Annotated in this window: 28 protein-coding genes and 1 tRNA gene; 11 read left to right on the plus strand and 18 right to left on the minus strand. The window is 72.3% G+C overall.

Annotation, left to right across the window (positions count from 1 at the left end):
• Positions 1-128: 128 nt before the first annotated feature.
• Positions 129-428, plus strand: a complete 300-nt coding sequence (locus tag ACPCK6_RS05930; RefSeq protein ID WP_423480531.1) for a hypothetical protein — start codon at positions 129-131, stop codon at positions 426-428.
• Between the two features lie 456 nt (positions 429-884).
• Here the strand turns inward: ACPCK6_RS05930 and ACPCK6_RS05935 are convergent, their stop codons facing one another.
• From ACPCK6_RS05935 to ACPCK6_RS05950, 4 genes are all read right to left on the minus strand, one after another.
• Complete coding sequence (locus ACPCK6_RS05935; protein WP_318331886.1) at positions 885-1,070, minus strand: type II toxin-antitoxin system Phd/YefM family antitoxin; 186 nt, start codon at positions 1,068-1,070, stop codon at positions 885-887.
• A gap of 130 nt (positions 1,071-1,200) precedes the next feature.
• Positions 1,201-1,767: an NUDIX hydrolase gene (locus ACPCK6_RS05940; protein WP_423480532.1), complete on the minus strand. Its 567-nt coding sequence runs from the start codon at positions 1,765-1,767 to the stop codon at positions 1,201-1,203.
• Positions 1,768-1,876: 109 nt separating this feature from the next.
• The gene (locus tag ACPCK6_RS05945) at positions 1,877-2,248 is read right to left on the minus strand and encodes a hypothetical protein (RefSeq protein ID WP_318331888.1); all 372 of its coding nucleotides are present in this window, start codon (positions 2,246-2,248) and stop codon (positions 1,877-1,879) included.
• A 154-nt stretch (positions 2,249-2,402) separates the two neighbouring features.
• Positions 2,403-2,474: transfer RNA gene (locus ACPCK6_RS05950), tRNA-Lys, on the minus strand.
• A 131-nt stretch (positions 2,475-2,605) separates the two neighbouring features.
• On the opposite strand from ACPCK6_RS05950, the gene ACPCK6_RS05955 reads away from it, so the two are divergent.
• Positions 2,606-3,772, plus strand: a complete 1,167-nt coding sequence (locus tag ACPCK6_RS05955) for a sensor histidine kinase (protein ID WP_423480533.1) — start codon at positions 2,606-2,608, stop codon at positions 3,770-3,772.
• Positions 3,769-4,431, plus strand: coding sequence for a response regulator (locus ACPCK6_RS05960; protein ID WP_396881953.1), 663 nt, complete (start codon positions 3,769-3,771; stop codon positions 4,429-4,431). Before ACPCK6_RS05955 ends, ACPCK6_RS05960 begins: the two co-directional genes overlap by 4 nt.
• Before the next feature lie 30 nt (positions 4,432-4,461).
• On the opposite strand, the gene ACPCK6_RS05965 is transcribed toward ACPCK6_RS05960, so the two are convergent.
• Complete coding sequence (locus ACPCK6_RS05965) at positions 4,462-4,830, minus strand: DUF6223 family protein (protein ID WP_423480534.1); 369 nt, start codon at positions 4,828-4,830, stop codon at positions 4,462-4,464.
• A 285-nt stretch (positions 4,831-5,115) separates the two neighbouring features.
• Between ACPCK6_RS05965 and ACPCK6_RS05970 the strand changes: the two genes are divergently transcribed.
• Positions 5,116-6,198, plus strand: a complete 1,083-nt coding sequence (locus ACPCK6_RS05970) for an NAD-dependent epimerase/dehydratase family protein (protein ID WP_423480535.1) — start codon at positions 5,116-5,118, stop codon at positions 6,196-6,198.
• Between the two features lie 231 nt (positions 6,199-6,429).
• Here ACPCK6_RS05970 and ACPCK6_RS05975 read toward each other — a convergent pair whose 3' ends face one another.
• The 5 genes from ACPCK6_RS05975 to ACPCK6_RS05995 form a co-directional block, all read right to left on the minus strand.
• Complete coding sequence (locus ACPCK6_RS05975) at positions 6,430-7,578, minus strand: hypothetical protein (RefSeq protein ID WP_423480564.1); 1,149 nt, start codon at positions 7,576-7,578, stop codon at positions 6,430-6,432.
• Positions 7,579-7,707: 129 nt separating this feature from the next.
• Complete coding sequence (locus tag ACPCK6_RS05980) at positions 7,708-8,457, minus strand: ZIP family metal transporter (RefSeq protein ID WP_423480536.1); 750 nt, start codon at positions 8,455-8,457, stop codon at positions 7,708-7,710.
• A gap of 39 nt (positions 8,458-8,496) precedes the next feature.
• Positions 8,497-9,696: a GNAT family N-acetyltransferase gene (locus ACPCK6_RS05985; protein WP_423480537.1), complete on the minus strand. Its 1,200-nt coding sequence runs from the start codon at positions 9,694-9,696 to the stop codon at positions 8,497-8,499.
• A 52-nt stretch (positions 9,697-9,748) separates the two neighbouring features.
• Positions 9,749-10,468 (minus strand): PP2C family protein-serine/threonine phosphatase, encoded by a 720-nt coding sequence (locus ACPCK6_RS05990; protein ID WP_013283512.1) that lies wholly within the window; start codon positions 10,466-10,468, stop codon positions 9,749-9,751.
• 93 nt (positions 10,469-10,561) lie between these two features.
• Positions 10,562-11,125, minus strand: a complete 564-nt coding sequence (locus ACPCK6_RS05995; protein WP_423480538.1) for a helix-turn-helix domain-containing protein — start codon at positions 11,123-11,125, stop codon at positions 10,562-10,564.
• Between the two features lie 58 nt (positions 11,126-11,183).
• Between ACPCK6_RS05995 and ACPCK6_RS06000 the strand changes: the two genes are divergently transcribed.
• Entirely contained in the window at positions 11,184-12,398 is a 1,215-nt protein-coding gene (locus ACPCK6_RS06000) for a benzoate/H(+) symporter BenE family transporter (RefSeq protein ID WP_396881960.1), read from the plus strand.
• Between the two features lie 102 nt (positions 12,399-12,500).
• Here the strand turns inward: ACPCK6_RS06000 and ACPCK6_RS06005 are convergent, their stop codons facing one another.
• The 7 genes from ACPCK6_RS06005 to ACPCK6_RS06035 form a co-directional block, all read right to left on the minus strand.
• Complete coding sequence (locus ACPCK6_RS06005; protein WP_423480539.1) at positions 12,501-14,405, minus strand: EAL domain-containing protein; 1,905 nt, start codon at positions 14,403-14,405, stop codon at positions 12,501-12,503.
• Positions 14,392-15,015, minus strand: coding sequence for an RNA polymerase sigma factor (locus ACPCK6_RS06010; protein ID WP_396881963.1), 624 nt, complete (start codon positions 15,013-15,015; stop codon positions 14,392-14,394). Before ACPCK6_RS06010 ends, ACPCK6_RS06005 begins: the two co-directional genes overlap by 14 nt.
• The gene (locus ACPCK6_RS06015; RefSeq protein ID WP_396881964.1) at positions 15,012-15,305 is read right to left on the minus strand and encodes a hypothetical protein; all 294 of its coding nucleotides are present in this window, start codon (positions 15,303-15,305) and stop codon (positions 15,012-15,014) included. Before ACPCK6_RS06015 ends, ACPCK6_RS06010 begins: the two co-directional genes overlap by 4 nt.
• A gap of 235 nt (positions 15,306-15,540) precedes the next feature.
• Positions 15,541-15,906, minus strand: coding sequence for a hypothetical protein (locus ACPCK6_RS06020; RefSeq protein ID WP_423480540.1), 366 nt, complete (start codon positions 15,904-15,906; stop codon positions 15,541-15,543).
• Positions 15,907-15,935: 29 nt separating this feature from the next.
• The gene (locus ACPCK6_RS06025) at positions 15,936-16,184 is read right to left on the minus strand and encodes a hypothetical protein (protein WP_026268772.1); all 249 of its coding nucleotides are present in this window, start codon (positions 16,182-16,184) and stop codon (positions 15,936-15,938) included.
• A 77-nt stretch (positions 16,185-16,261) separates the two neighbouring features.
• Positions 16,262-16,732 (minus strand): large conductance mechanosensitive channel protein MscL, encoded by a 471-nt coding sequence (gene mscL, locus ACPCK6_RS06030; protein WP_187690944.1) that lies wholly within the window; start codon positions 16,730-16,732, stop codon positions 16,262-16,264.
• Positions 16,733-16,772: 40 nt separating this feature from the next.
• A complete protein-coding gene (locus ACPCK6_RS06035; protein ID WP_423480541.1) occupies positions 16,773-17,456 on the minus strand; it encodes a FadR/GntR family transcriptional regulator in 684 nt (227 codons plus the stop codon).
• Positions 17,457-17,505: 49 nt separating this feature from the next.
• Here ACPCK6_RS06035 and ACPCK6_RS06040 point away from each other — a divergent pair, with 49 nt between their 5' ends.
• Positions 17,506-18,774, plus strand: coding sequence for an MFS transporter (locus tag ACPCK6_RS06040; protein WP_423480542.1), 1,269 nt, complete (start codon positions 17,506-17,508; stop codon positions 18,772-18,774).
• A 10-nt stretch (positions 18,775-18,784) separates the two neighbouring features.
• On the opposite strand, the gene ACPCK6_RS06045 is transcribed toward ACPCK6_RS06040, so the two are convergent.
• Positions 18,785-19,141: an STAS domain-containing protein gene (locus ACPCK6_RS06045; protein WP_135242831.1), complete on the minus strand. Its 357-nt coding sequence runs from the start codon at positions 19,139-19,141 to the stop codon at positions 18,785-18,787.
• 159 nt (positions 19,142-19,300) lie between these two features.
• Here ACPCK6_RS06045 and ACPCK6_RS06050 point away from each other — a divergent pair, with 159 nt between their 5' ends.
• From ACPCK6_RS06050 to ACPCK6_RS06070, 5 genes are read left to right on the plus strand one after another with little or no spacing between them, the layout of a single operon-like run.
• The gene (locus ACPCK6_RS06050) at positions 19,301-20,161 is read left to right on the plus strand and encodes an STAS domain-containing protein (protein WP_396881968.1); all 861 of its coding nucleotides are present in this window, start codon (positions 19,301-19,303) and stop codon (positions 20,159-20,161) included.
• The gene (locus ACPCK6_RS06055) at positions 20,161-20,571 is read left to right on the plus strand and encodes an STAS domain-containing protein (RefSeq protein ID WP_135242833.1); all 411 of its coding nucleotides are present in this window, start codon (positions 20,161-20,163) and stop codon (positions 20,569-20,571) included. The genes ACPCK6_RS06050 and ACPCK6_RS06055 overlap by 1 nt, the downstream gene beginning before the upstream one ends.
• Complete coding sequence (locus ACPCK6_RS06060) at positions 20,568-20,987, plus strand: ATP-binding protein (RefSeq protein ID WP_282312200.1); 420 nt, start codon at positions 20,568-20,570, stop codon at positions 20,985-20,987. Before ACPCK6_RS06055 ends, ACPCK6_RS06060 begins: the two co-directional genes overlap by 4 nt.
• On the plus strand, positions 20,984-21,997 hold the full coding sequence (locus ACPCK6_RS06065) for a SpoIIE family protein phosphatase (protein ID WP_396882185.1): 1,014 nt from the start codon (positions 20,984-20,986) through the stop codon (positions 21,995-21,997). The genes ACPCK6_RS06060 and ACPCK6_RS06065 overlap by 4 nt, the downstream gene beginning before the upstream one ends.
• Complete coding sequence (locus ACPCK6_RS06070; protein WP_396881969.1) at positions 21,994-23,340, plus strand: sensor histidine kinase; 1,347 nt, start codon at positions 21,994-21,996, stop codon at positions 23,338-23,340. Before ACPCK6_RS06065 ends, ACPCK6_RS06070 begins: the two co-directional genes overlap by 4 nt.
• Position 23,341 lies beyond the last annotated feature (1 nt).

Below are 23,341 nucleotides of genomic sequence, written 5' to 3' on the forward strand. Positions count from 1 at the left end.
TCGTACGGAAGGCGCGCGACGGGCGGGCCCGGTCTGAACACGATCGCCGGGCCCGCCCGTCGCGCCTCTGAGCACTAGGCTGGATCGGAGTGTGCGAGGCGGCCGCGCGCGGGGGAGCGGAGACGGCAATGGTCATCGTGGTCTTCGACGCCGACCGGGAGTGGTACATCCAGGGGCGCGTCTACGCGAACATCATCGAGTCGGTGCCAGCCGGGATGCTCCAGGACGACGACCTGGAGCTGCACCTGTGGCCTGCCCGGGCGATGGGCCTGCTCAGGTTGCCGAGCATGGAACCGGATCGAGCCGAGCGAATCGCGGCAGCGCTCGTCGAGGGCGTGAACCGCCGCCTGCGGACCATCGACCAGAGCGACACCGAGATGGTCACGTTCTACGAAGGACTGCGAGAGATCGCCGCCCGGCACGCCTGACTCGTGCCCGCCAGGTCAAGGGACAAGCAACTCCGCGCGGTACTCGGCGGCCAGCGCGGCGGCCCGGTCCCGTCGCTCGGCCTGCTCCTCGTCGGTGAGAGCCGGCGGCGGCGAGGTGGGCCCGTCCACCCGGTCGCCGACACGCAGGAACTACTCGTTCTGCCCCGCCGGGGTGCACATGCAGAGCAGCCGCGCGGGCTGGTCGAACGAGTTGCGGAACCGCCGGGCGGAAACCGCACGTCGATCAGGCAGTACCGGCCGGCCGTCTGCTCGCCGGTGACCAGGATCGTGTAGGTGCCGCCCGCGATGGCGAGGTGCGGGAGGGCGGGGTCGTCGGGGCGGGCGTGGACGAGGGTACGGGTCGGATCGTCGGACGGGATCGCACCGCTGGCCATCGGCTCTCTCCTCGCTCGTCGGTCTGCGGATCGATCCCCCTCATAGCAATCCGGCAAGCCGCTAAACCTGGCGCTCTCGGCTGCGATCGTCAGGATCCGCCGCGGCGTGCGAGTCGGTCAGGTTCCGCTCGGCGGCCTCGCCCTTCTCGAGCTCTGCCATCGATCGGCGCAGTGCGGCAGCGTTGCTCGGGTCGCGAAGGAGGTACTCGGTTTCCCTCGACTCGCCTTGCGCCGGCGGCACGATCATCACAGGCTCCTGGCCGGATCGAGTCATCGTTTCCTCCGCGTCATCGTGACGCGGACGAGTCAGTGTTCCGTACTCCTGGCGTCGGTAGAGCCGTTTGCCGCGTCCAGCCGAGAAAAACGGCGGTGCAGCACTACAGCTCACCTCTAGCCCTGCGCGCCACCAGTTCCAACACGGCGATCACTGTGCCGGCACCCACGATCTCACCCTCGGACACGAGTCGCCGCGCCTCCTCCAGCGGAATCCAAGCGACCCGCTCGGTCTCGTTGACGTCTACCGGGGCGCCGATGTGCTCCGCCTCGCGGGCAAGGAACAGCAAGTTCTCCGCGTCCGCGGTCGCCACCCACGGCTGAAACGACAGCAATGGTTCTACTGCCTCGGGACGCCACCCGGTCTCCTCCTCGACCTCCCGGACTGCGCACTTTGCCGGATCCTCGCCCTCGTCGACGTAGCCGCCGGGCAGCTCCCAGACCCACCGGTCGAAGACAAACCGGTGCCGTCGCATCAGAAGCAGGCGCTCCTGGCCGTCGAGTACAGCAACCATGGCCGATCGGGGCGCCCGGATCACGTACTGCTCGACGCGGATCCCGTCTGGAAGCTCCACGTCCGCGATGCTCAACCGGGAGCGCCGGCTGCCGTCGACAACCCGCTCACCATGAATCGTCCACCGCGTCGACCTGTCAGTCAGTTCCTCCGTCACCCGGCCAGTATTCGACCGGTGGCACCGGAACGCCGTCGAGCGGTGCCCTGCCGGCTCGACTCGGTCCCGACCGTCCCGTCCTCCGCGCCGGTTGTACGAACCCTGCTGATCAGGCTGACAGGCGCGGCCAAGATCGTGGCCACGCCTCCAGGCGCATGACGATTCGCAGGAGGCTAGCCTCAAACGCGGCCTCCTCAAGCTCGCCTCCTCGGCGGCGGGACCACAACTCGCTCAGGTCATCTTCGATGGCACCCAGTTCGACGAGTCGGTCGGCGCAGTCGAGGCTTCTCTGATGCGCCTCGGCCGGGCTGCCGGAGTCGGTGGCCATCTTGTCGGTAACCACGGTCAGTGTGCAGCGTGCCTCTGCCGTGATGCCACGGCCGGCGGTCTCGACTGCCCGCAGGGTTCCTTCGGGCCCTCGAACGATCTCGACGAACAGGCCGAGCAGCCGCGAATTGCGCACGAGCGGTCCGTCCGTCATCGCCTACCCTCCAGCTGTTCGGTCCGCTGCCGCTTCGGAGAGCACTCTGACACGGAGGCCGGGCTGGCGGTTGGTCCACTGCTGCACTTCGCTGCGGTACCGCCCCGGTAATGGCAACAGCGACCCCAGTCGGGGCCGCTGACCTGTGGGAGAGTGGGCCGCCAGGGACTCGAACCCTGAACCTATGGATTAAAAGTCCACAGCTCTGCCATTGAGCTAGCGGCCCGCACGGCACAGGTTACCCGAAGCCGATCAGCCCGGCGTGCGTCGCGCATCGACCCTCCTACCACGCCCCGACACCGCCGCGGCGCCGCTTCGGGGCCCTCCGCTGCGTCCTCGGGCCGCTACGCTTCGGCAATGTCGAGCTGGCACCGGCACGGCCTCAAGGCAGAAGCCGCACTGGTGCCTGCAGTCGCCCTGGTAGCCCTGCTCGGCCTGGTGGTGCAGTCGGACGGCATCGACACCACCGCCGAACTCGTGGCGCTGCTCGTCGTCCTCGCCTCGTCCGCAGCGCTCTACCTGCGCCGGCGATACCCGGTGGCGGTGGGCGTGGCAGCGCTGGCCGCGGTGGCCGCGTACGGGGCTCTGCTGCACCGGCCCGGGCCGATCATGCTGGTGTTCGTCGTGGCGCTGTACACGGTCGTCGACGAGGGGTACCTCGCGGTCGCGGTGGGGCTCGGCCTGGCTTCTGTCGTCTCGTTCGCTGTCGCCGACAGCTACACCCGGACCGGTGTCAGCGGGAACGGGGCGACGCTGCTGCACGCCGGCTGGCTCGTCGCGGTCATCGTCGGCGTCACCCGTAACCGGCGGGCCTACCTCGCCGAGGTGCAGGCCCGCGTGCTCGCCGCGGAGCAGCGCAAGGAGGAGGAGGCCCGCCACCGGGCCACGGAGGAGCGGCTGCGGATCGCCCGCGAGCTGCACGATCTGCTCGGCCACCACCTGTCGCTGATCAGCGTGCAGGCGAGCGCCGCGTTGCACCGGCCCGATCCGGAGCGGTCGGCGGAGGCGCTCGCCGTGATCAAGCAGACGAGCCGGGAGACGCTGCGCGAGCTGCGGGCGGCGCTGGGCGTGCTCCGGCAGGAGGGTACGTCGCCGAGCCGGCCCGCGCCCGGTCTCGACCGCCTCGACGAGCTGGTCACGGCAGCCGGGCGGTGCGGGCTGACGGTGCGTACCGAGGTGACGGAGACCGGGCCGCTCCCGCCGGAGGTGGATCTGTCCGCGTACCGGATCGTCCAGGAGGCGCTCACCAACGTGAGCCGTCACGCGGGCGCGACCACGGCGGTGGTCCGGGTCGTGCCGGACGGCGACGAGGTGCTGGTGGAGGTGGCGGACGACGGCGCCGGTCCGGCCGGCCCGCCCGGGAACGGGATCCTCGGCATGGGTGAGCGGGCCCGGGCGCTGGGCGGCACGCTCACCACCGGGCCCGGCCCGGACGGCGGGTTCCTGGTGCGGGCCCGCCTTCCGCTGCGGCCCGCCCCGCTGCCGGTCCCGGCGCCACGCACGGCACAGGGGGAGACGACATGATCCGGTTGCTGCTCGCCGACGACCAGACTCTGGTACGCGCCGGCTTCCGCTCCATCCTCGACGGCGAGGACGGCATCGAGGTGGTCGGCGAGGCCGCCGACGGCGCCACTGCGGTACGGCTGACGCGGGAACTACGGCCGGACGTCGTCCTCATGGACATCCGGATGCCCCTGCTGGACGGGCTCGCCGCGACCCGGGAGATCGTCACCGGCACCGCCGCCCGGGTGATCATCCTGACCACGTTCGACCTGGACGACTACGTGTACGGCGCGTTGCGGGCCGGCGCGAGCGGCTTCCTGGTGAAGGACACCGAGCCGGCGGAGCTGATTCACGGCGTCCGGGTGGTGGCCCGGGGCGACGCGTTGATCGCCCCGGCCGTCACCCGCCGGCTGATCGCCGAGTTCGCCGCCCGGACCCGGCACCCGGACCCGGGCCCCCGGCTGAACGCGCTCACCGAGCGGGAACGGGAGGTGCTCGCCCTGGTCGCCGCCGGGCTGTCGAACGACGAGATCGCGGCCCGGCTGGTGCTGAGCCCGGCCACCGCGAAGACGCACGTCAGCCGGATCATGACCAAGACGCGGGTACGGGACCGGGCCCAGCTCGTGGTGCTCGCGTACGAGTCGGGGCTCACCGTCCCCGGCTGGCTCACCGCCTCCTGACCGAGCCGCCGGGCCGACGCCAGCGACCGGTCAGGCGGTGCGCCGGGAACGGGCCAGCGCCAGCCCGCCCAGCACCGCCCCGATCAGCCCGAACGCCACCCCGGCGACCGCACCGGCCCGGCCCTGGCCGCTGCCGAGGCCCTCGGTGGTCAGCGCCAGATGCCACACGCTGAGGACCAGGCTGACAAGTCCGGCCGCGGCAGCCAGCAGGGCCTGGACCCGCCCCTCGCCCGGCCCCCGGCGGGAGCGGCGCAGTGCCAACCCGCCGACGGCCACGCCGGCCAGGCCCACCAGGGCGATGACTGTGGCGCCGGTCCGCCCGGAGCCGCCGATGCCACCGGCGGCGAGCGAGGCGTGCGCGGCCGGGGCGACTGCGCCGGCGAGCAGGTGCATGGACATTCTGGGACTCCCTCGGGTCGCGGCATGTGGTGACGGCGGCAGCGTATGGACGGGCATCGCCGCCGGTCGTCGTACCGGAGTCGTCGATCGGGCTACCACCACGGGAGTACGCGCACCGCCCGCGTACCCCAGGGGTTGTCGCCGCCAGGCGTGAACGGCGGCGGCCCGGCGGTGAGGTGCACGCATGGCTGCCGGGCCGGAACCAGACGCTGTGCGGGCTGCCGCTGAGCACGAACCCCCGTCCGTGAGCGGTTGCTGCCCGATTCAGCGGGTACCGCACCCGTCATGCGCATCGTGATCGTGGGGGCGACCGGCAACGTGGGGACGGCAGTGCTGCGCCGGCTGCGGCGGGAGACGGGCACCGAACTGGTCGGCGTGGCCCGTCGGCTGCCCGGACCGGACGCCGGTGAACCGTACGACGACGTGGAGTGGCACTCCTGCGACATCGGCGCACCGGGCGCCGCCGACCAGCTCGTGCGGATCTTCGCCGGGGCACGGGCGGTAGTGCACCTGGCCTGGCAGATCCAGCCCAGCCACGACCGCCGCACGCTCCACCGAACAAACGTCGGCGGCAGCCGCGCGGTGATCGAGGCCGCCGTCCGGGTCGGCGTTCCGGCCCTGGTGTACGCCTCATCTGTCGGCACCTACGCGCCCGGCCCGAAGAACCACCCGGTCAGCGAGAACTGGCCGGCGACCGGGGTGGAGACGTCGTCGTACAGCCGGGACAAGGCGGAGGTCGAGGCGCTACTCGACGGCGTGCAGCGGGAGCACCCGAAGCTGCGCGTCGTACGGCTGCGGCCCGGACTGATCTTCCAGCGGGAGGCCGGTACGGAGATCAGCCGCTACTTCCTCGGCCCGCTGGTGCCGGTGCGCCTGCTGCGGTACGGCCGGATTCCGCTGGTGCCGTCGAACCGGCGACTCCGGATGCAGGCGGTGCACGCCGACGACGTGGCGGACGCGTACGCCCGGGCGGTCGTGGGGGAGGCGAGCGGCGCGTTCAACGTGGCGGCCGACCCGGTGCTGACGCCGGAGCTGGTGGCTCGGCACTTCCACGGCTGGACGCTGCCGGTGGCGGTGCCGGTGCTGCGGGCCGCTGCGGCGCTGACCTGGCGGGCGCGGCTGCAACCCGTCGACACCGGTTGGGTCGACCTGGCGCTGAACGTGCCGCTGATGTCCAGCCACCGCGCCGAGACCGAACTCGGGTGGAGCCCGAGCATCGACACGGTGACCGCCCTGAAAGAGCTGTTCGCCGGGATGGCCGCGCGGGCCGGTACCGACTCCCCGCCGCTGTCCCCGGACCCGACACTCCCGGGTCGTCCCGCAGCCCTGACCCGAGGCCACCTCCCCGGCCACCCCAACCCCTACTGACCCCGCCCTGCCTCGCCGCCTCGCCCCACCTCGCCCTGCGAGAGGGCGGATGCGATGGCGCCGGCGGAACGGGCGCCGTCGGGCCGGGATTTTCCGCTGATCATGAAGTTGGCGGGTCGACACGCCGACGACGGGACCGTCAACTTCATGATCGACGAGGCGGGCGGGCGGGCGGGCGGGGCCGAGCCGAGCAGCGCGGGGCGGCGCGGGGGCGGGGCGGCGCGGGGCGGGTCAGGAGATCTGGGCGCCCAGGAAGAAGATGCCGGGGTGGCCCTTCGTCTCGAAGCCTCGGCTGGGGTTTCGCCGCAGGGTGCTGCTGTCGATCTTCAGGGTGCCGGTCCGGTTGTTGCTGACGAAGAAGATCGCGCCGCCGCCCTCGTTCGCGCTGTTGTCCTCGATCACCGTGCCGGCGATCCGTACCGCGAACTCGTTGCCGTCGCAGTAGATCGCGCCGCCACTGCCGCCGCCCGGTGTGCCGCCCCGGGCCGGGTTCGCCCCCGTGCCGACCGCGCGGTTTTCGCGGAAGACGCTGTTCAGCACCGTCCAGGAGACACCGATGCTGCTCAGCGCCCCGCCGTTGGCGCACACCCCGCCGGTGAAGGTGCTGCTCACCACGTACACCGGGTTGTTCTCGAACTGGCTCAGCACACGCAGCGCGGCGCCCCCGAGGTCCGGGCCGGTGCGGTCGCAGCGGTTGCCGACGAACCGTGAGTTGATCACGGCGAACCGCCCGCCGCGTACGAAGATCGCGCCGCCTCCGCCGCCCTCGGTCTTCTCGCCCGTGGCGTCCCCGTCGGCGAACGTCAGGTTCTGCACGGTGAGCCGAGGGTGGTCCTGGTTCTGGCAGTGCGAGGTGGTCCAGCCCTGCGCCTCGTCGCACGTGTTCATGTAGAGGATCCGGCGCTTGCCGCCGCCGCTCAGCGTGACAGTGCCACCGCCGTCCAGCACGACGCGCGGGCCGTGCGAGTTCACCACCTTCGCGGTGGCCTTCATGGTGATGGTGACCGGCGCGGGCCCGCAGTCGAAGGTGATCAGACCACCGGCCGCGACGGCCTTCACCACCGCCTCCGAGGTGCAGCTCGCCGGGGTGCCGCTGCCGACGGTACGGGTCGGGCGCGAGGTGTCCACCGGGCGCGCCTCGGCCGGTACGGCGGCCCGGCCGGCCGGATTGCCGGCGCGGAACGTGACGGTGGTAGGGCTGGGGCTCGGCCGGGCGCTGCCGAGACCGGCCCGCCCGCTCGGGGAGGCGACCGGGGCGGCTGCCGGACCGGCCGACGAGCCGGCGTCGGCGGCGGGCGCGACAGCCGGATCGTCGTCGCCGCAGGCGGGGAGCGTCGCCGTCGCCAGGGCGAGGACGAGCAGAGTGACAGCCGACTTCACGCGCACCGCCCGATGCTAGGAGGACCGGCCGCCCCGGCACGACTCCACGGACGATCCTTAACCCGCCGCTAAGCCGCCGCCGGCAACGGGCGGCCACGTGAAAGCGGCACCGGCGACCGGGCGCGCCGGTCAGGCGTGCGAGAGCGCGAACGCGACGAGGAAACCGAGTACGGTGATCAGCCCGACCAGCAGGTGCGCGTCGGCGAACGCCTCCGGGACCATGGTGTCGGTGATCATCGCGAGGATCGCGCCCGCGGCGAGCGCGGTGATCGTCGCCAGCACCTCGGGCGGCGCGCCGCCGAGCAGCGTGTACCCGGCCAGCGCCGCCGCACCGGAGATCAACGCGATGGCCGTCCACAGCCCGAACACGTAGCGCCGGGTACGCCCGGCCTGCCGCATGCCGGCCGCGCTGGACAGCCCTTCCGGCACGTTGCTGAGGAACACCGCGATGACGGTGACCAGACTGACCGGGCCGCCGGCGAGCAGGCTCGCGCCGATCACCACCGATTCGGGTACGCCGTCGAGCAGCGCGCCGACCGCGATCGCCGTACCCGAGCCGGGCTGTTCCCGCTCGGAGGGCTGCTCGTCGCCGGAGCGCTTGCGGTGCCGCGCGCCGTGCCGGGCCAGGAGCACGTTCATCCCGGTGTACGCGAGCGCGCCGATCGCCGCACCGATCACCACCGGCCGCAGGCCGCCCTGCTCGTGCGCCTCGTCGATCAGCTCGAACGAGACGGCGGACAGCAGCACACCCGCCCCGAACGCCATCACCGAGGCGGTCATCCGGCGCGGTACGCGCGCGAAGAACCCGACGGCCGCCCCGACCAGCAGGGCCGACCCGGCGAGCAGGCCCCAGAATCCCGCTTCCAGCCACTCCGGCACGCGCTGGACCCTACCCCCGGGCGCGCGTCGTCAACCGGGTCAGAAGTCGGCGAACAGGTGCGGCAGCTCACGGGGGAAGAGGCGGCGCAGCTCACCGGCCGCGTCCACGGGCACCTCACCCAGCCCGCGTAGGACCACCTCGGCCGGGTCGAGCACCCCGTACGCCAGGGCGGACAGCCCGGCGGCGGTGAGCCGCGCGGTCGGCACGCTGCCCTCGGCGGCGGTCTGCGCGGGCAGCACCGCGAGCTTGCCCGTGGTGCCGTCGAGCAGGTGCCGACCGGCGAGCCAGCGGTCGCCGACGACCTCGATCAGTACCCGGCCGACCCCGACCGGCTGGTCGGCGAGCGCGTCCAGGCTGAGCAGCCGGGCCATCGGCGCGGTCGGGTCGGGCCGGGCCACCCGCGCCTCCACCTGCACGTCGAGGTCGGTGAGCCACAGCTCGGGCAGTTCGTCGGGGGTCACCTGGACGCTGATCCGGGCCACCTGGTCGACGTGCCGGGCGAAGAACTGGAGCACCGACGCGCGGGCGTACGCGTCGTCGACCAGCATGTCGTCGGCGAACAGCGTGCCGGCGTGGTCGTCGATGCGGTAGGTCACCGCGCCGACCGTCTCGCCGCCGCGCACCACGCTGATCAGCCAGCGGTCGTCCCGGTCGCGCAGGCCGACCGCCCGGAAGTCCGGGAAGACCGCGAAGCCGTGGCGTTCGCGCAGGCACCGCTCGGTGTACGCGCGCCACCGCGGATAGGCCGCGCCGATCCGCTCCCAGACCAGCTCGTCGGGCAGTTCGGCGCGCAGCAGCGGCGCGAGGTCCGCCGGGTTGAAGATCGCGGTACGCCGCCGGGGCAGCCCGATGTAGCCGAAGCGCTCGTAGAACGAGGCGCGGAACGGGTGCAGCGCGGTGAGCTGGTGGCCCTCGTCGCGTACGCCGTCGAGGAGCTGCTGCATGAGCGTGCGGACGTGGCCGCGCCGGCGGGCCAGCGGATGGGTGGCCACGCCCGCGACACCGGCCATCGGCAGTACCGCGCCGCGCAGGTTCTGCCGCATCGGTATCGCCGACACGGCCGCCGCGGTGACCCCGTCCTCCTCGGCGACCAGCGTCGTGTTCCCGGCGTTGTACGGCAGGTACGCGCGGAACTGGTCGGTCCGGGTGGCGCCGATCGGCGAGGCCTCGAACGCGTACGCCTGGAGCGGGAAGCTGGTGGTCAGTCGTTCATCGGCGGCCAGCCGGCGAATGTGCATCCGTTCATCCCAACCGCACCCGCCGTGGTCCGCAACCGGAAAGGGCGCCCGCTCACGCCTCGGTGACGTCCGAGATGACCACAGTCACGTTGTCCGGCGCGCCGGCCTGGTGGGCCAGCTTCACCAGTTGCTCGCCGCACTGCTGGCGGTCCCCGTAGGTGGCGAGCGCCGCGGCGATGGCGGCGTCCTCCACGTAGTCGGAGAGGCCGTCGCTGCACAGCAGCAGCCGGTCGCCGGGGAAGACGGTGAGCGCGCCGACGGCGGGTGGCGCGTCGGAGCCCTGCACCGCGCGGGTGACGAGGGAGCGCTGCGGGTGGTGCCGGGCCTGGTCGCGGGAGAGCGCGCCCTGGTCGACGAGCGCCTGCACGAACGTGTCGTCGCGGGTGAGCTGGGTCAGCTCGTGGTCGCGCAGCAGGTAGCAGCGGGAGTCGCCGACCTGGGCCAGGACCAGGGTGTCCCCGGCGAGCAGGGCGGCGGTGAGCGTCGTACCCATGCCGTCGCGGGCCGGGTCCACCGTGATGGCCGCGCGGATGCGCTGGTTCGCGGTGCTGACGACGGCGCGCAGCGCGTCGGCCGCCTCGTCGGCGCCGGTGGGTGGCGTCAGCTCGTCCAGGATCCGGATGACGATCTCGCTGGCCACCTCGCCGGCGGGGAGCCCGCCCATGCCGTCGGCCACCGCCACGAGGCGGTCACCGGCGAGGGCGGAGTCCTCGTTGTTGGTCCGGACGAGGCCGACGTCGTTGAGGATGGCCGAGCGGAGGATGAGCGTCATGAGGACAAGCTTGCCAAGAAGAACGGCTCCGCGTCTCTACGCGGTGGCGGGTCTGCTGAAAGAAATGTCATCAGCTTGCATCCTGGGTATGCGTCAACTGTCCGGTGTGGACGGACGAGGATAGCGCAGCAGGAGGCTCGCGTGGACCTCCTCCTCGCCCACCGCCGCGTAGGTGTGCGGGACGTCGGAGGTCCACCGCAGGTAGCCCCCGGGACCGGCGGTCAGCGGGGCGTCGACCGGCCCGGCGCGGAGCACACCGGAGAAGACCGTCACGTGTTCGGTCACGCCCCTGGAGTGGGCGGGGGAGAGCTGCGCCGGACCCGGGCTGACCCGCATCCGGTACAGCTCGTATGTCGCCTCCCGGTCGTCGAACACCTCCAGCAGCGTGGCACCCACCGCAGCTCCGCGCAGGGTCGGCGCCTGGTCGGGCGTGGCGAGCACGGCGGTCAGCGGTACGCCGAGCTGTGCGGTGATCGCGTACAGGGTCTCCAGGCGGGGGTTGCGCACGCCGTTCTCCAGGCCGGAGAGCGTGGCCTTGCCGACGCCCGCGAGGCGGGCCAGTTCGGACAGGGAGACGCCCCGCTCGGTACGGAGCGAGCGGATGCGCCGGCCGACCTCCCGGGCGCCCCTGTCGTCGGCTGGTGCGGCGGCTGTCATGGGGGCTATCGTGCTACACCGTGCCGTTCCGTAAACGGAACGGCCGGAGGAGGAGAGCATGGGCGGTCGGCTCCAACCCGTCCTGGCCGGCGTGGTGACCGCCCTGGTCGGCTTCGCCAGCTCGTTCACTGTCGTCCTGGCCGGGCTGCGCGCGGTCGGCGCCGAACCGGACCAGGCCGCCTCCGGCCTGCTCGCGCTCTGCGTCGCCAGCGGCGCCTGCGCGGTCTGGCTCGGCCTGCGGCACCGGCTGCCGCTGTCGATCGCCTGGTCCACGCCGGGCGCGGCGCTGCTCGTGGCCACCGGGCCGGTCGCCGGCGGCTGGCCCGCAGCGGTAGGCGCCTTCCTGCTCGCCGGCCTGCTGATCGTCGCGGCGGGGCTGATCCCCGCGCTCGGCCGCGCGGTCGCCGCGATCCCGGCCCCGATCGCCTCCGCCATGCTCGCCGGGGTGCTGCTGCCGCTGTGTACGGCGCCGGTACGCGCCCTGGTCGAGGTACCCCGGCTGGCCGGGCCGGTGGTGCTGGTCTGGCTCCTGCTGCACCGGTTCGCCCGCCGCTGGGCGGTGCCGGGCGCGCTCGCCGTGGCAGTGGTCGCGATCGCGCTCACCACGACCGGGCCGGCCCGGCTGGACGCCGCACCCGTCGTCGCGCTCACCGTGCCGGCCTGGACGCTGCCCGCCGTCGTCGGGCTCGCGCTGCCGCTGTTCCTGGTCACCATGGCCGCCCAGAACGTGCCCGGCACCGCAGTGCTCGCCGGGTACGGCTACCGGGCCCCGCTGGGCTCGGCGCTGCGGGTGACCGGCCTCGCCACCGCCCTCGGCGCCCCGGCGGGAGGGCACGCGGTGAACCTGGCCGCGATCACCGCCGCCCTGGCCGCAGGCCCGGACGCCCACCCCGACCCGGAGCGGCGCTGGATCGCCTCGGTCACCGCCGGGATCGGCCTGGCCCTGCTCGGCCTGGGCGCCGGCGTGGCGACCGCCCTGGTGCTGCTCTCCCCGCCGGTGCTGGTCGAGGCCGTCGCCGGGCTCGCCCTGCTCGGCGCGCTCGCCGGAGCGGTCACGGCGGCGGTCGCCCAGCCGGACGCGCGGGAGGCGGCGGTGGTGACGTTCGTGGTCACCGCCTCCGGGGTGAGCCTGCTCGGGGTGGGCGGTGCGTTCTGGGGACTGGTAGCGGGCTGGCTGATGCTGCTGCTGTTCCGCCGCCGCGCGGTCGTACCCCCGGCGGCCGAGCCGGCCGCGGCGGAAACCGCCCCGTCGGTTCCCGCCCGCTCGGTGTGACAACTGTCAGCGTGACGGACGCAGGAGGCCCGTGAGGGTTCCCGCAACCGCCTTCAGGGCCCGCTTTCACGCGGGCCCTCCGTGCCTCGCCCACCCGGTTGCTCAGCCCATCGCTGTCTGCTGAGGCGGAAGCCGCAGTTCGAGCTCGACCGTCTGAACTTCCTCCCGACTCACTGTTATCGGTGCCGGCCGCCCGATGTGGTAGCCCTGAGCGAAGTCGACCTCGGCTGCGCGCAGAAGGTCCATCGTCTCCTTGTCCTGGACGTACTCGGCGGCGACACGGATGCCGAGCGTGTGACACAGCTCGACGAGCGCCGACACCACAGCCTGGTCCGCCGGGGATCGGCAGAGATCGACGATGAACGCTCCGTCGATTTTGACGAGGTCCACCGGCAGGTACTTCAGTTGGGCGAGAGCGCCGTACCCGGTGCCGAAGTCGTCGAGCGCGAGATGGCACCCGATTTCTCTGATCCCCGTGGCGAAGGTCAGGGCCTCGTTCCGGTTCTCGATCAGCGCGGTCTCGGTGATTTCGAATGTCAGGCACTCCGGCTTGACGCTGTGCCGATGGATTGCCTCGGTGACGAAGGTGAGCAGCCCCGGATCGGCGAGCGATCTCCCGGAGACGTTCACCTGATAGTGGGAGGTCTGAGCCCCGCGGCCGATCAGTTCCAGAGCATGGTCGATGACCCATTTGTCGACGGACAGGATCTCACCCACACGCTCGGCCATGTCGAGGAAAGCCCACGGCGCGACCGGCTCGCCGGTGTCACTCCGTACCCGCAGCAGAATCTCGTGACGGGCGATCTGGTTGAGTGCGAGATCGATGATGGGCTGGGCGTACAGGGCGAAACGGTTCGTCGATACAGCGCCCAGAATCCGCGAACGGCAGCGCTCGGTCCGCTCCCTCTCGGCGGCCGGATGCTCCAAAACCTTGACGTCGGTCGCGCTCCGGCGTGCGTCGCGGGCCGCGTGCTCGCCGTCGATGAGAAGGTCGAAGCCGGTGTCCGGGATGTCGCTGCCGAAATGGACCACACCCGCAGAGATGTTGAGCCGCAGTGGCTTCTGGCGGACGCTGAAGAGATGATTCCGGAACTTGTCGACGATCCGCGCGGCCAGGTTCTCCGCCGTCCCCGCTCGTTCCTGTCGGGCGAGTAGTAAGCCCCACGAGCCGGAGCCCACCAGGCCGCTGGTCACGTCATGCCCGACGACTGTGCGCAGGGTCCGGGCGATGTCAGCCGTCAGTTGGTCCCGGTCCTCGTCGGTGAGCGCGTCAGGCATGCGGGTGGCGGGTTCGGTGGTCACGACGATCAGGGCGCCGCCGGTCGTGCGACGCGCCCTGTCGACCTCGTCGATGACATAGCCCCGGGTCTGTAGTCCGGTGAGCACGTCCCGTACGGCCGGATCGACGCCGAGCATCTGACGGCGGATCGCGAGCCGACGCTGCTCCTGGCGGGCGAGTTCGAACGCGGTGACGTCCTCGCCCGTGGCGATGACGCCGACCGGCCGGCCCGCCTCCGTCAGGATCTCGAGGTGGCAGGACACGTGGCGGATGCTGCCTCCGGGTTGGACCACCCGGAAACCGATCTCGTCGGGACGGCTCTGCTCCCACGCCGTCCTCACCGCGGCGAGGACACGCTCGACATCGGCGGGGTGGACGAGGTCGAAGAGCGTCCGTGCGGTGAGGCGGAGCGTTCCGGGCGCGTGACCGACGATCATGGCCATCTCGTCGGACCAGGAGAGCCGCTCGGAACGCTCCGTCTGGCCGGCGCCGGCCAGCCAGGTGACAGTGCCCCGCTTCGCGAGCTGGGCGGCGCGCGCCACGCGGGTGGCCTCGTCGGCGTCCCAGGTCAGCGGGTCGACGAGGTCGGCATCCACGATGATCTTGTAGCCCTCGGTCAGCGAGAGGTCGTACTGACTCTGCACGGTCCGTGCGACACGGCGGGCGCGGGCGAGTTCCAGAGGGCTGGGCCTGGTCTCGGCCAGGGTCAGGATGTCATCGAGGTCCACGGCCCGCCCCCTGACGCCGGTCGCGCTCCGCACGGGTGAAGCCTGCCTCCTCGGCCAGTTCGCCCAGCCTCTTCTTGGCGGCGGTCTTGTAGGAGCGGACACTGTTCTCGGTCAGCCCGAGAATGCTTGCGATCTCCTGGTTGGAGAAGCCCTCCCGCGACATCTGGAACACTTCGGCGTGCCGTGCCGGTAGCTGGTGCAGCCAGCCTCGCAGCGTCTCCTGCGCCTCCCACACGTCCGCGATGTCCGAGTGGGACGACGGTGGCAGGTCTTCCGGCGCCACCGCGGCTTCCCGCTGGCGCCGATCGTGATCCTTCAGCATCTTGAAGCGGGCCGTGCTGACGATCCAGCCGGCCGGTTTGACGTGCTCGCGAAGCTTGGGCCACTCGACTCGGCCGTGCAGATACGCTTCCTGAAGGGCGTCGTCCACCGCTTGACGGTCTCGGCACGTCGCCCGGAGAATCCGTTCGACCCGGTAGTAGGAGCTCTCGGCGAATTCGGCGAACTCCCGGTCGTGGAGGGCTTTCAGGCGGGCTGCCTCCGCCTCGCGCAGAGCGTCGCTGTCGGTGGAGCCCGGTGTCAGAGCGGCAGTGCCCTTGATGTCGGTCACGCCGCCTCCTCGACGGCATCGGTCTTCGACGCGCTGCGTCCGCCCAGCTCGACCTCTCGATGCCCGTCGCGGTCGCGTTCCACGATCCGCACGACGTCATGGTCGGCCTCCGCGAGCCGAATCAGCCATGTCACCCGGGCTGTGGTGCGTGTCGTCGCCTCGCGTTCCTCGTTTATCCGGGCCCGGTATGCCACATAGGCTCGCACCAGGCCGGCGACCACTCCGGCGACTGCTGTAGCCACGGCCACCACCTGGTATCCGGTGAGCGGTTCCGCCAGCGCTTCGTTCATCGTTCCCCCTCGACCCCCTTGGTTCGCCAATAACTATCCGTGGCGGAGGGTCGATGTAGATACGTGAGCGCGCGCAATGTTTTTGAAGATCAACGATCAAGGCATTCATCTGCGATTAGAGCGCAAAGTCATGCCATTGGGACGCTGTGCAAGCGGATTGGCGAGCGCCTTCTCGGGGCAACTTGCATTGATCATTCATTACCGTGGGTGATAAATGCATCACCTCTGCCGGGGCTCACTCCTCGGCGGGCAGCTCCGCGGCCGGGACGGTGAGGCGTACCGCGCCGTCGCCCACCGTGGCGATGCGGTCGGCCAGCACATAGACCGCGCCGGTGCGGACCAGTTCGGTGGAGACCTTGAGGTAGCCGTCGCGCAGCAGCCGGGCGGCCAGGTCGGCCGGTACGTCCGGCTCCTCGACCGCCGCCGACTCGATCAGCTCGTCCAGGCTGCTGCCCGGGTCGACAGGGGCGGGCGCCTGCACTGTCACCGCGGCCGGGTCGCCGCGCTGCACGAGATCGACTGTGCCCACCTCGACGCCTGCGGAGTCGACCACCCGCATGCCGGTGGTGACCCGGGAGACGGTGTCCTGCTGCTGGCTCATGCAGAAGCGGTTCCCGGGGCGCGCGGGCGCTAAACGGACGGGGCCCAGCCACCCGGCGGACGGGGGGACAGCTCGCGCCAGGTGTCGGTGCCGTCCAGCAGCGCGCGGACCGTCTCCTCGGCCTCCTCGACGCTGGCGTGCTCGTAGAACCGGGAGACCCCCTCGGCGCCGCCGGCCCGCTGCTCCACGTGCCAGCGGTCGCCGTCCACCCGGAGGAAGACGTCACGCCGGGCGAGGCGTCCCCATTTCCCGTTCCACCAGTGCCTACGCTGCTCCATGCCCGGACTCTATCGAACATGTGTTCGATACACGTCGGCCCCCACGGGATTCCCGCGAGGGCCGATCGGTTATGGCGTCAGCGCGGCGCGGGCGGCTCCTGCCGGCGGCCGAGCACGTCGTCCAGGGCGCTGCGCTGGCCGGGCGTGCCGTGGTTGCCGGCGAGCAGCGCGTCGCGGATCTCGGTGAGCAGCTTGACCTCCTCGCTCGGGGCCGACGGCGGCGGCTCCTCGCCGCGCTTGCGCCGCTCGGCGAGCTTGTTCATCGGGTAGACGACGAGGAAGTACAGCGCCGCCGCGGTGAGCACGAACGTGATCGCCGCGTTGACGAAGGCCACCCAGTCGAACGGGATGCCCCGGAACTTCGGGGTCGAGCCGCTGAGGCCGTCCTTGCTGCCGGTGATCAGCGCGATGAACACGCGTACCAGCGGTTCCAGGAACGACTTGGTGAGCTGGGTCACCACGCCGGTGAACGCCGCGCCGATGACGACACCGACCGCCAGGTCGACGACGTTGCCGCGCATGATGAAGTCTTTGAAGCCCTTGAGCATCCGTACTCCCGTGCCCTGATGAGTCTGCGTCGGGGACAACCTATGTCCCGGCGGGCCCTTCGAGAAAAGCACCGGCTTCGATCGCCGCCCGCTGCGGGTCGCCGGCCCGGATCGCCTCGACCAGCCGGCCGTGGTCCACGTACCGCTCCGGGGTCAGCGCCTCGCCCATCGCCTGGGCCACGGTGCTGCGCAGCGCGGCGCCGACCGAGGCGTACAGCTCGGCCAGCATGGCGTTGTGCGCGGCCGCCACCACGACCGTGTGCAGCGCGGCGTCCGCCTCGACGAACTCGTCCACCCGGCCGCCGCGCCATGCGGCCTCACGAGCCGCGAGTGCGCCGCCGAGCGCCGCCAGGTCCTCGGGGGTACGCCTCAGCGCGGCGAGCCGGGCCGCCTCCACCTCGAACGCGCGCCGGACCTCGATCACCTCGGTCATCCGGTCGTCGGTGAGCCGGCGGGCCACCACCGGCGCCAGCTCGTCCGTCGACACCACGTACGTGCCGGAGCCCTGCCGGCACTCCAGCACCCCGGCGTGCACGAGCGCCCGGACCGCCTCGCGGACCGTGTTCCGCCCCACGCCGAGCGCGGCGACGAGTTGCGGCTCGGTGGGGATGCGCCCGCCCACCGGCCACTCGCCGCCGAGGATCCGTTCCCGGAGCTGCTCGATCGTCTGCCGGACCCGGTGACCGCGCGGAGGCACGGCGACGGAATCCCGGGCGGGTGTCACCGGTTACACCTCGTGCCGAAATTCATCCCATGATTGTAGGTTCGAGGTCATGACTCCGCCACCTGCGCCCGCCGCGACAGTGCCCGCACCGGGCGTCACCCCCGCGGCGGCCCCCGCCCCTGCGGCCGGCCCGGTCCGGGGCGGTCTGCTGGTGCTCGCCGGGATGCTGCTCGTCGCGCTGAACCTGCGGGCCGCGGTGACCAGCCTCGGTGCCCTGCTCGACGAGATCCGGGTCGGGCTGGGACTCTCCGGCGCGATGGCCGGCCTGGTCACCACGCTGCCCACCATCGCGTTCGCCGGGCTGGGCGCGCTCACCCCGTGGCTGGTCCGCCGCTGGGCCGCGCCCCGGGTGCTGGTGCTGGCCATGCTGGCGCTCACCGCCGGGCAGGTGCTGCGCGCGGTCACCGGCTCGGCGGCGGTCTTCGTGCTCACCAGCGCGCTCGCGCTGGCCGGCATCGCGGTGGCGAACATCCTGCTGCCGATGCTCGTCAAGCAGCACTTCCCGCACCGCACCGGGCTGGTCACCGGGGCGTACACGATGGCCCTGACGGTGGGCACGACGGTGGCCGCTGCCGCCGCCGTGCCGGTCGCCCACGCGTTCGGGTCCTGGCGGGCCGGACTCGGCATCTGGGCCGGGCTGGCCGCGCTGGCCGTACTCCCGTGGGTGCCGCTCGCGCTGCGGGCCCGCGCCGCGCGACGGAACGCGCCCCCGGCGATGGCCGTCACCGCCCCGGCCCGGGTGCAGCCCGCCCGGACCCGGCTCGGCTGGGCCATGGCGGTGTACTTCGGGGCGCAGTCGCTCAGCGGGTACGCGATCATGGGCTGGCTGGCCCAGCTCTTCCGGGACGCCGGCTACCGGCCGGAGGCGGCCGGGCTGCTGCTCGCCGGCGTGACCGCGCTGGGCGTGCCGGTGGCGCTGATGATGCCGGCGCTCGCCGGCCGGCTGGCCACGCTCCGGCCGCTGGTGCTGTCGCTGACCGTGTTCTCCGCCGCCGCGTACACCGGGCTGGCGCTCGCCCCGCGCGGCCTGGCGCCGCTGTGGGTGCTGCTGCTGGCGCTCGGCCAGGGCGCGTTCCCGCTCATCCTGACCACGATCGGGCTGCGCGCCCGGACCGCCGAGGGCACCGTGGCGCTGTCCGCGTTCGCGCAGAGCACCGGGTACGTGATCGCGGCGCTCGGACCGCTGCTGGTGGGCATCCTCTACGAGGCGACCGGCGGCTGGACCGCCCCGATCGGTTTCCTGCTGGTGGCGCTGGCCGTGCAGACGGCGGCGGGCATGGTGATCGCCCGTCCCCGCTACATCGAGGACGAGCGCTGAGCAGGATCGGTCAGGAGGAGGCCGGGGTGGGGTCGCCCGCGACGGCCTGCTCGACCGTCGGGTACGTGTGCAGCACCTCGACCAGGCCGCTGACCTCGAGGATGCGCAGCACACCGCGCTGCGGGGCGGCCAGCCGGACCACGCCGCCGACCTCGTCACAGTTGTTCTTCGCCCGGACGAACACCGACAGGCCGGTGGAGTCGCAGAACGAGACCTCGGCCAGGTCGAAGACGAGGCGGCTGCGCCCCTTGTCCAGCAGATCCGTGATCTGGTCCTGGAGCTGCGGTGCCGTGGCCATGTCCAGCTCGCCCGCGACCGACACGACGACCACGTCGCCGCGCTGTTCCGTGTGCACCGTCAAGGACATTCGTCGACCTCCTGTGTTCGGGGGAAACGGTATCCCACGATGGGCGCGACGCGCAGAACGGGAGCGGTCACGGGTGCGGTCGATCATTCTTTGCTCCGCGACAAGTACCGCGTCAGCCTCCGGTGATAGAGTCCGCCCGTCCAAATCAGGGAGGTCAGCATGGCGTTGAGCGCCGAACAGGGTGGTCGGCTCGCCCACCTGCTCAGTCAGCACGCGGACCGGCTGACCAACCGCTGGACGGAGATCGTCGCCAGTTCGCTGCGCGGTCGCCTGAGCCGGGCCGAGCTGGCCCGGCAGGTCCAGGAACTGCACCGCGCGCTGATCGACGCCGGCCGCCATGGCGTCTCCGACCTGGCCGGCGAGCACGGCGGTGAGCTGCGGGCGGTGCTGTCCGAGCTGTCCACCAACCGGGCCCGCCAGGGATTCTCCGCCACCGAGACCGCGATCAGCGTGTTCGCGCTCAAGGACGCCCTGCTGGAGCTGATGGAGGAGGAGAAGGGCGACGAGACCCTCCGCGACTTCGTCTCCTTCTCCGCGCTCATCGACCAGATGGGCCTGTTCACCTTCGAGACGTTCGTCCGCGCCCGGGAGAGCCTGATCGCCGACCAGGCGGAGCAGCTGCTGGAGCTGTCCACCCCGGTGGTCAAGCTCTGGGAGGGCGTCGTCGCCGTCCCGCTGGTCGGGACGCTGGACTCGGCCCGCGCCCAGGTGGTGATGGAGCGGCTGCTGCAGACGCTCGTCGACACCGGCTCGCCGTACGCGATCATCGACATCACCGGCGTACCGGCGGTGGACACGCAGGTCGCGCAGCACATCCTCAAGACCGTGGTGGCCGCCCGGCTGATGGGCGCCGACTGCATCATCTCCGGCATCCGCCCGCAGATCGCCCAGACGATCGTCGCCCTCGGCATCGAGTTCGGCGACATCGCCACCAAGGCGAGCCTCGCCGACGCGCTGCGCCACGTGCTGCGCCTGACCGGGGTCGAGACCACCGCTCGCCGCCCGCGGCGGGAGTCCTGATGGAACGGGTGCCGATCCTCAAGATCGGCGACATCCTGCTGGTCTCCATCCAGGTCGACATGTCCGACCAGACGGCGATCCAGTTGCAGGAGGACCTGGCCGAGCGGATCGTCGCCACCGGCTGCCACGGCGTGATCATCGACATCACGGCGCTGGACATCGTCGACTCCTTCGTCGGCCGGATGCTGTCCACCATCGCGTCCATCTCCAAGGTGCTGGACGCCGAGACGGTGGTGGTCGGCATGCGCCCGGCCGTCGCCATCACGCTGGTCGAGCTGGGGCTGTCGCTCAACGGCATCCGTACCGCGCTGAACGTCGAGCGCGGCATGGAGCTGATCGCGGCCAGCCGCGCCGACGAGTGGGACGAGGCGGCCGACGACGAGGACACCGAGACGACGGCGACGGCATGACCACGGGCGTCGACCTGGGTGTGCCGGCGACCCAGGCGATCCGCAGCGACGAGGACGTGGTGCGGGTCCGGCAGTTGGTGCGCACCACCGCCGTCGCGGTCCGGCTCTCCCTGGTCGACCAGACGAAGCTCGTCACCGCCGCCAGCGAGCTGGCCCGCAACACGCTGATCTACGGCGGTGGGGGCAGCGCCGAGGTGAGCACCGTTGAGGACGGCCGCCGGCGCGGCGTGCGGATCGTCTTCGCCGACGAGGGACCGGGCATCCCCGACCTCGACCTGGCGCTCACCGACGGCTACACCACCGGCGGCGGGCTGGGCCTGGGACTGAGCGGCGCCCGCCGGCTCGTCGACGACTTCGACATCCGCACGGCTGTCGGCGAGGGGACGCGGATCACCGTCACCAAGTGGTCGCGATGACCGCCGACGTGGTGCCCGACCACGGCATCTGGTTCCGGGTCGACACCGGCGCGACCGCCGGCAGCGTACGCCGGGCGGCCGAACGTCTCGGCTGGCAGCTCGAACTGAGCACGCCGCGCGTCGCGGACCTGGCCATCGTCACCGCCGAGATCACCAGCAACCTGGTCAAGCACGCCCGCGAGGGCGCACTCCTGATGCGCCCCGCGCGCCGGGGCGGGCGGGCCGGGGTGGAGCTGGTGGCCATCGACTCCGGCCCCGGCATGGCCGACCTCACGCTCTCCTCGGTCGACGGCCACTCCACCGCCGGCACGCTCGGCATCGGGCTCGGCGCGATCGTCCGGCAGTCGAGCCGGTTCGACGGCTACTCGTCGCCCGGCCGGGGCACGGTCCTCGTCGTCCAGGTCTGGGACGGCGTACCGCCGGAGCCGGACTGGGCGGCCGGGCTGGCCCGTCCGATCACCGGCGAGCAGACCAGCGGCGACGGGTACGCGGTCCGCCAGGTCGACGGCCGGCGGCAGGTACTGGTCTCCGACGGGCTGGGCCACGGACCGCTCGCCGCCGCCGCCACAGGTGCCGCCGTGTCCGCGTTCCGCTCCGCGCCGGACGGGCCGCCGGACGTCGTGGTACGGCACCTGCACGCCGCCATGTCGCACACCCGGGGCGCCGCGCTCGCGGTGGCCGAACCGGATCCGGCCGCCGGGATCCTCCGCTACGCCGGGCTCGGCAACATCGCCGCGATGATCGTCGCGCCGGGCGAGCGGCGGCGCGGGCTGGTCTCGCTGCCGGGCATCGCCGGGCACCAGCGCCCCGCGATCCGCGGGTACGACTACCCCTTCTCGCGCGACGCCACCCTGGTCATGCACAGTGACGGGGTGGTGGATCGCTGGGACCTGGACGACTATCCCGGGCTCGCCGGGCGCAACCCGCTGCTGGCCGCCGCGACGCTGCTACGTGACGCCGGTGTCCGCCGCGACGACGCCTGCGTCCTGGTGGCCCGGGGGGCGGCATGACCGAACCCCTCCTGCACCTCGCGCTCCGGGTGGAGCAGGACATCTTCCTGGTCCGGCAGCGGGGCCGGGAGGTGGCCGCGGCGGTCGGGCTGGAGCACCAGGATCAGGTACGGATCGCCACCGCGCTGAGCGAGGTGGCCCGGGAACTGTTGCACGGGGCCGACGGCGCGGACGTCACGTTCGCGCTCGACCGCGACGCGGTAGGCCGCCCGGTCCTCCAGGTGGACCTGTCGCCGCTGCGCCCGCTCCCCGGCGGACGGTACGAGCCGCAGTCCGGTGCCGTCGCGCGTCTGGTGGACACGTTGCGGGTCGTGGCCGTCGAGGGCGATACGGTCGTGAGGATGTCCCGACGAGTGCCCGACCACGCCGAGGAGCTGACGGCTGATCGCGCCGCCGAGCTTCGTGCCGAGCTGGCCGAGCGCGCCCCGGGTTCCGCGCTGGACGAGCTGGCCGCCCAGAACGCGCAGCTCATCGCCGCCCTCGACGAGGTACGCAGCCAGCGCGACGAGCTGGCGGTGCTCAACTCCGAACTCCAGGAGACCAACCGGGGCGTGATGGCGCTCTACAACCAGCTCACCGAGGAGCTGGAGGAGACCAACCGCGGTGTGGTGGCGCTCTACGCCGAGCTGGACGAGAAGTCCGCCCAGCTGCGGGCCGCCAGCGAGTCGAAGAGCCGGTTCCTGGCGAACGTCAGCCACGAGCTGCGCGCCCCGGTCACCGCGATCATCGGCCTGGCCCGGCTGCTCGCCGACTCCGCCTCCGACCCGCTCACCGGCGAACAGGCCCGCCAGGTGGGGCTGATCCGCTCCTCGGCGGGCGACCTGCTGGGGCTGGTCAACGAGCTGCTCGACCTGGCCAAGGCGGAGTCGGGCCGGATCGAGCCGGACTGGTCCGAGGTCGACCTGCGCGCCGTGTTCGGGCAGTTGCGCGGCACGCTGCGGGCGCTCGCCTCCCGCCCCGAGGTGGAGCTGGTGGTCGAGGAACCGCCGGCCCCGGCCACTGTGCGCTCGGACGAGGTGCTGCTCGCCCAGGTGCTGCGCAACCTGCTGCACAACGGGCTGAAGTTCACCGAGCGCGGCGAGGTACGCCTGCGCGCCGAGCGCCGCGGCGACCAGTGGACGCTGTCGGTCACCGACACCGGCGTGGGCATCCCGCCGGAACTGCACGAACGGATCTTCGAGGAGTTCTACCAGGTGCCCGGCACGACCCGGGTCGGCGGCACCGGGCTCGGTCTGCCGTACGCGCGACGGCTGGTCACGCTGCTCGGTGGGACGCTGGAGCTGACCAGTGAAGCCGGCCGGGGCAGCACGTTCACAGTGGTCCTCCCCGTGGGCGGAGCGTGAC

The sequence above is a fragment of the Micromonospora sp. AB353 genome, from assembly GCF_049538395.1.
GTDB lineage: Bacteria > Actinomycetota > Actinomycetes > Mycobacteriales > Micromonosporaceae > Micromonospora > Micromonospora aurantiaca.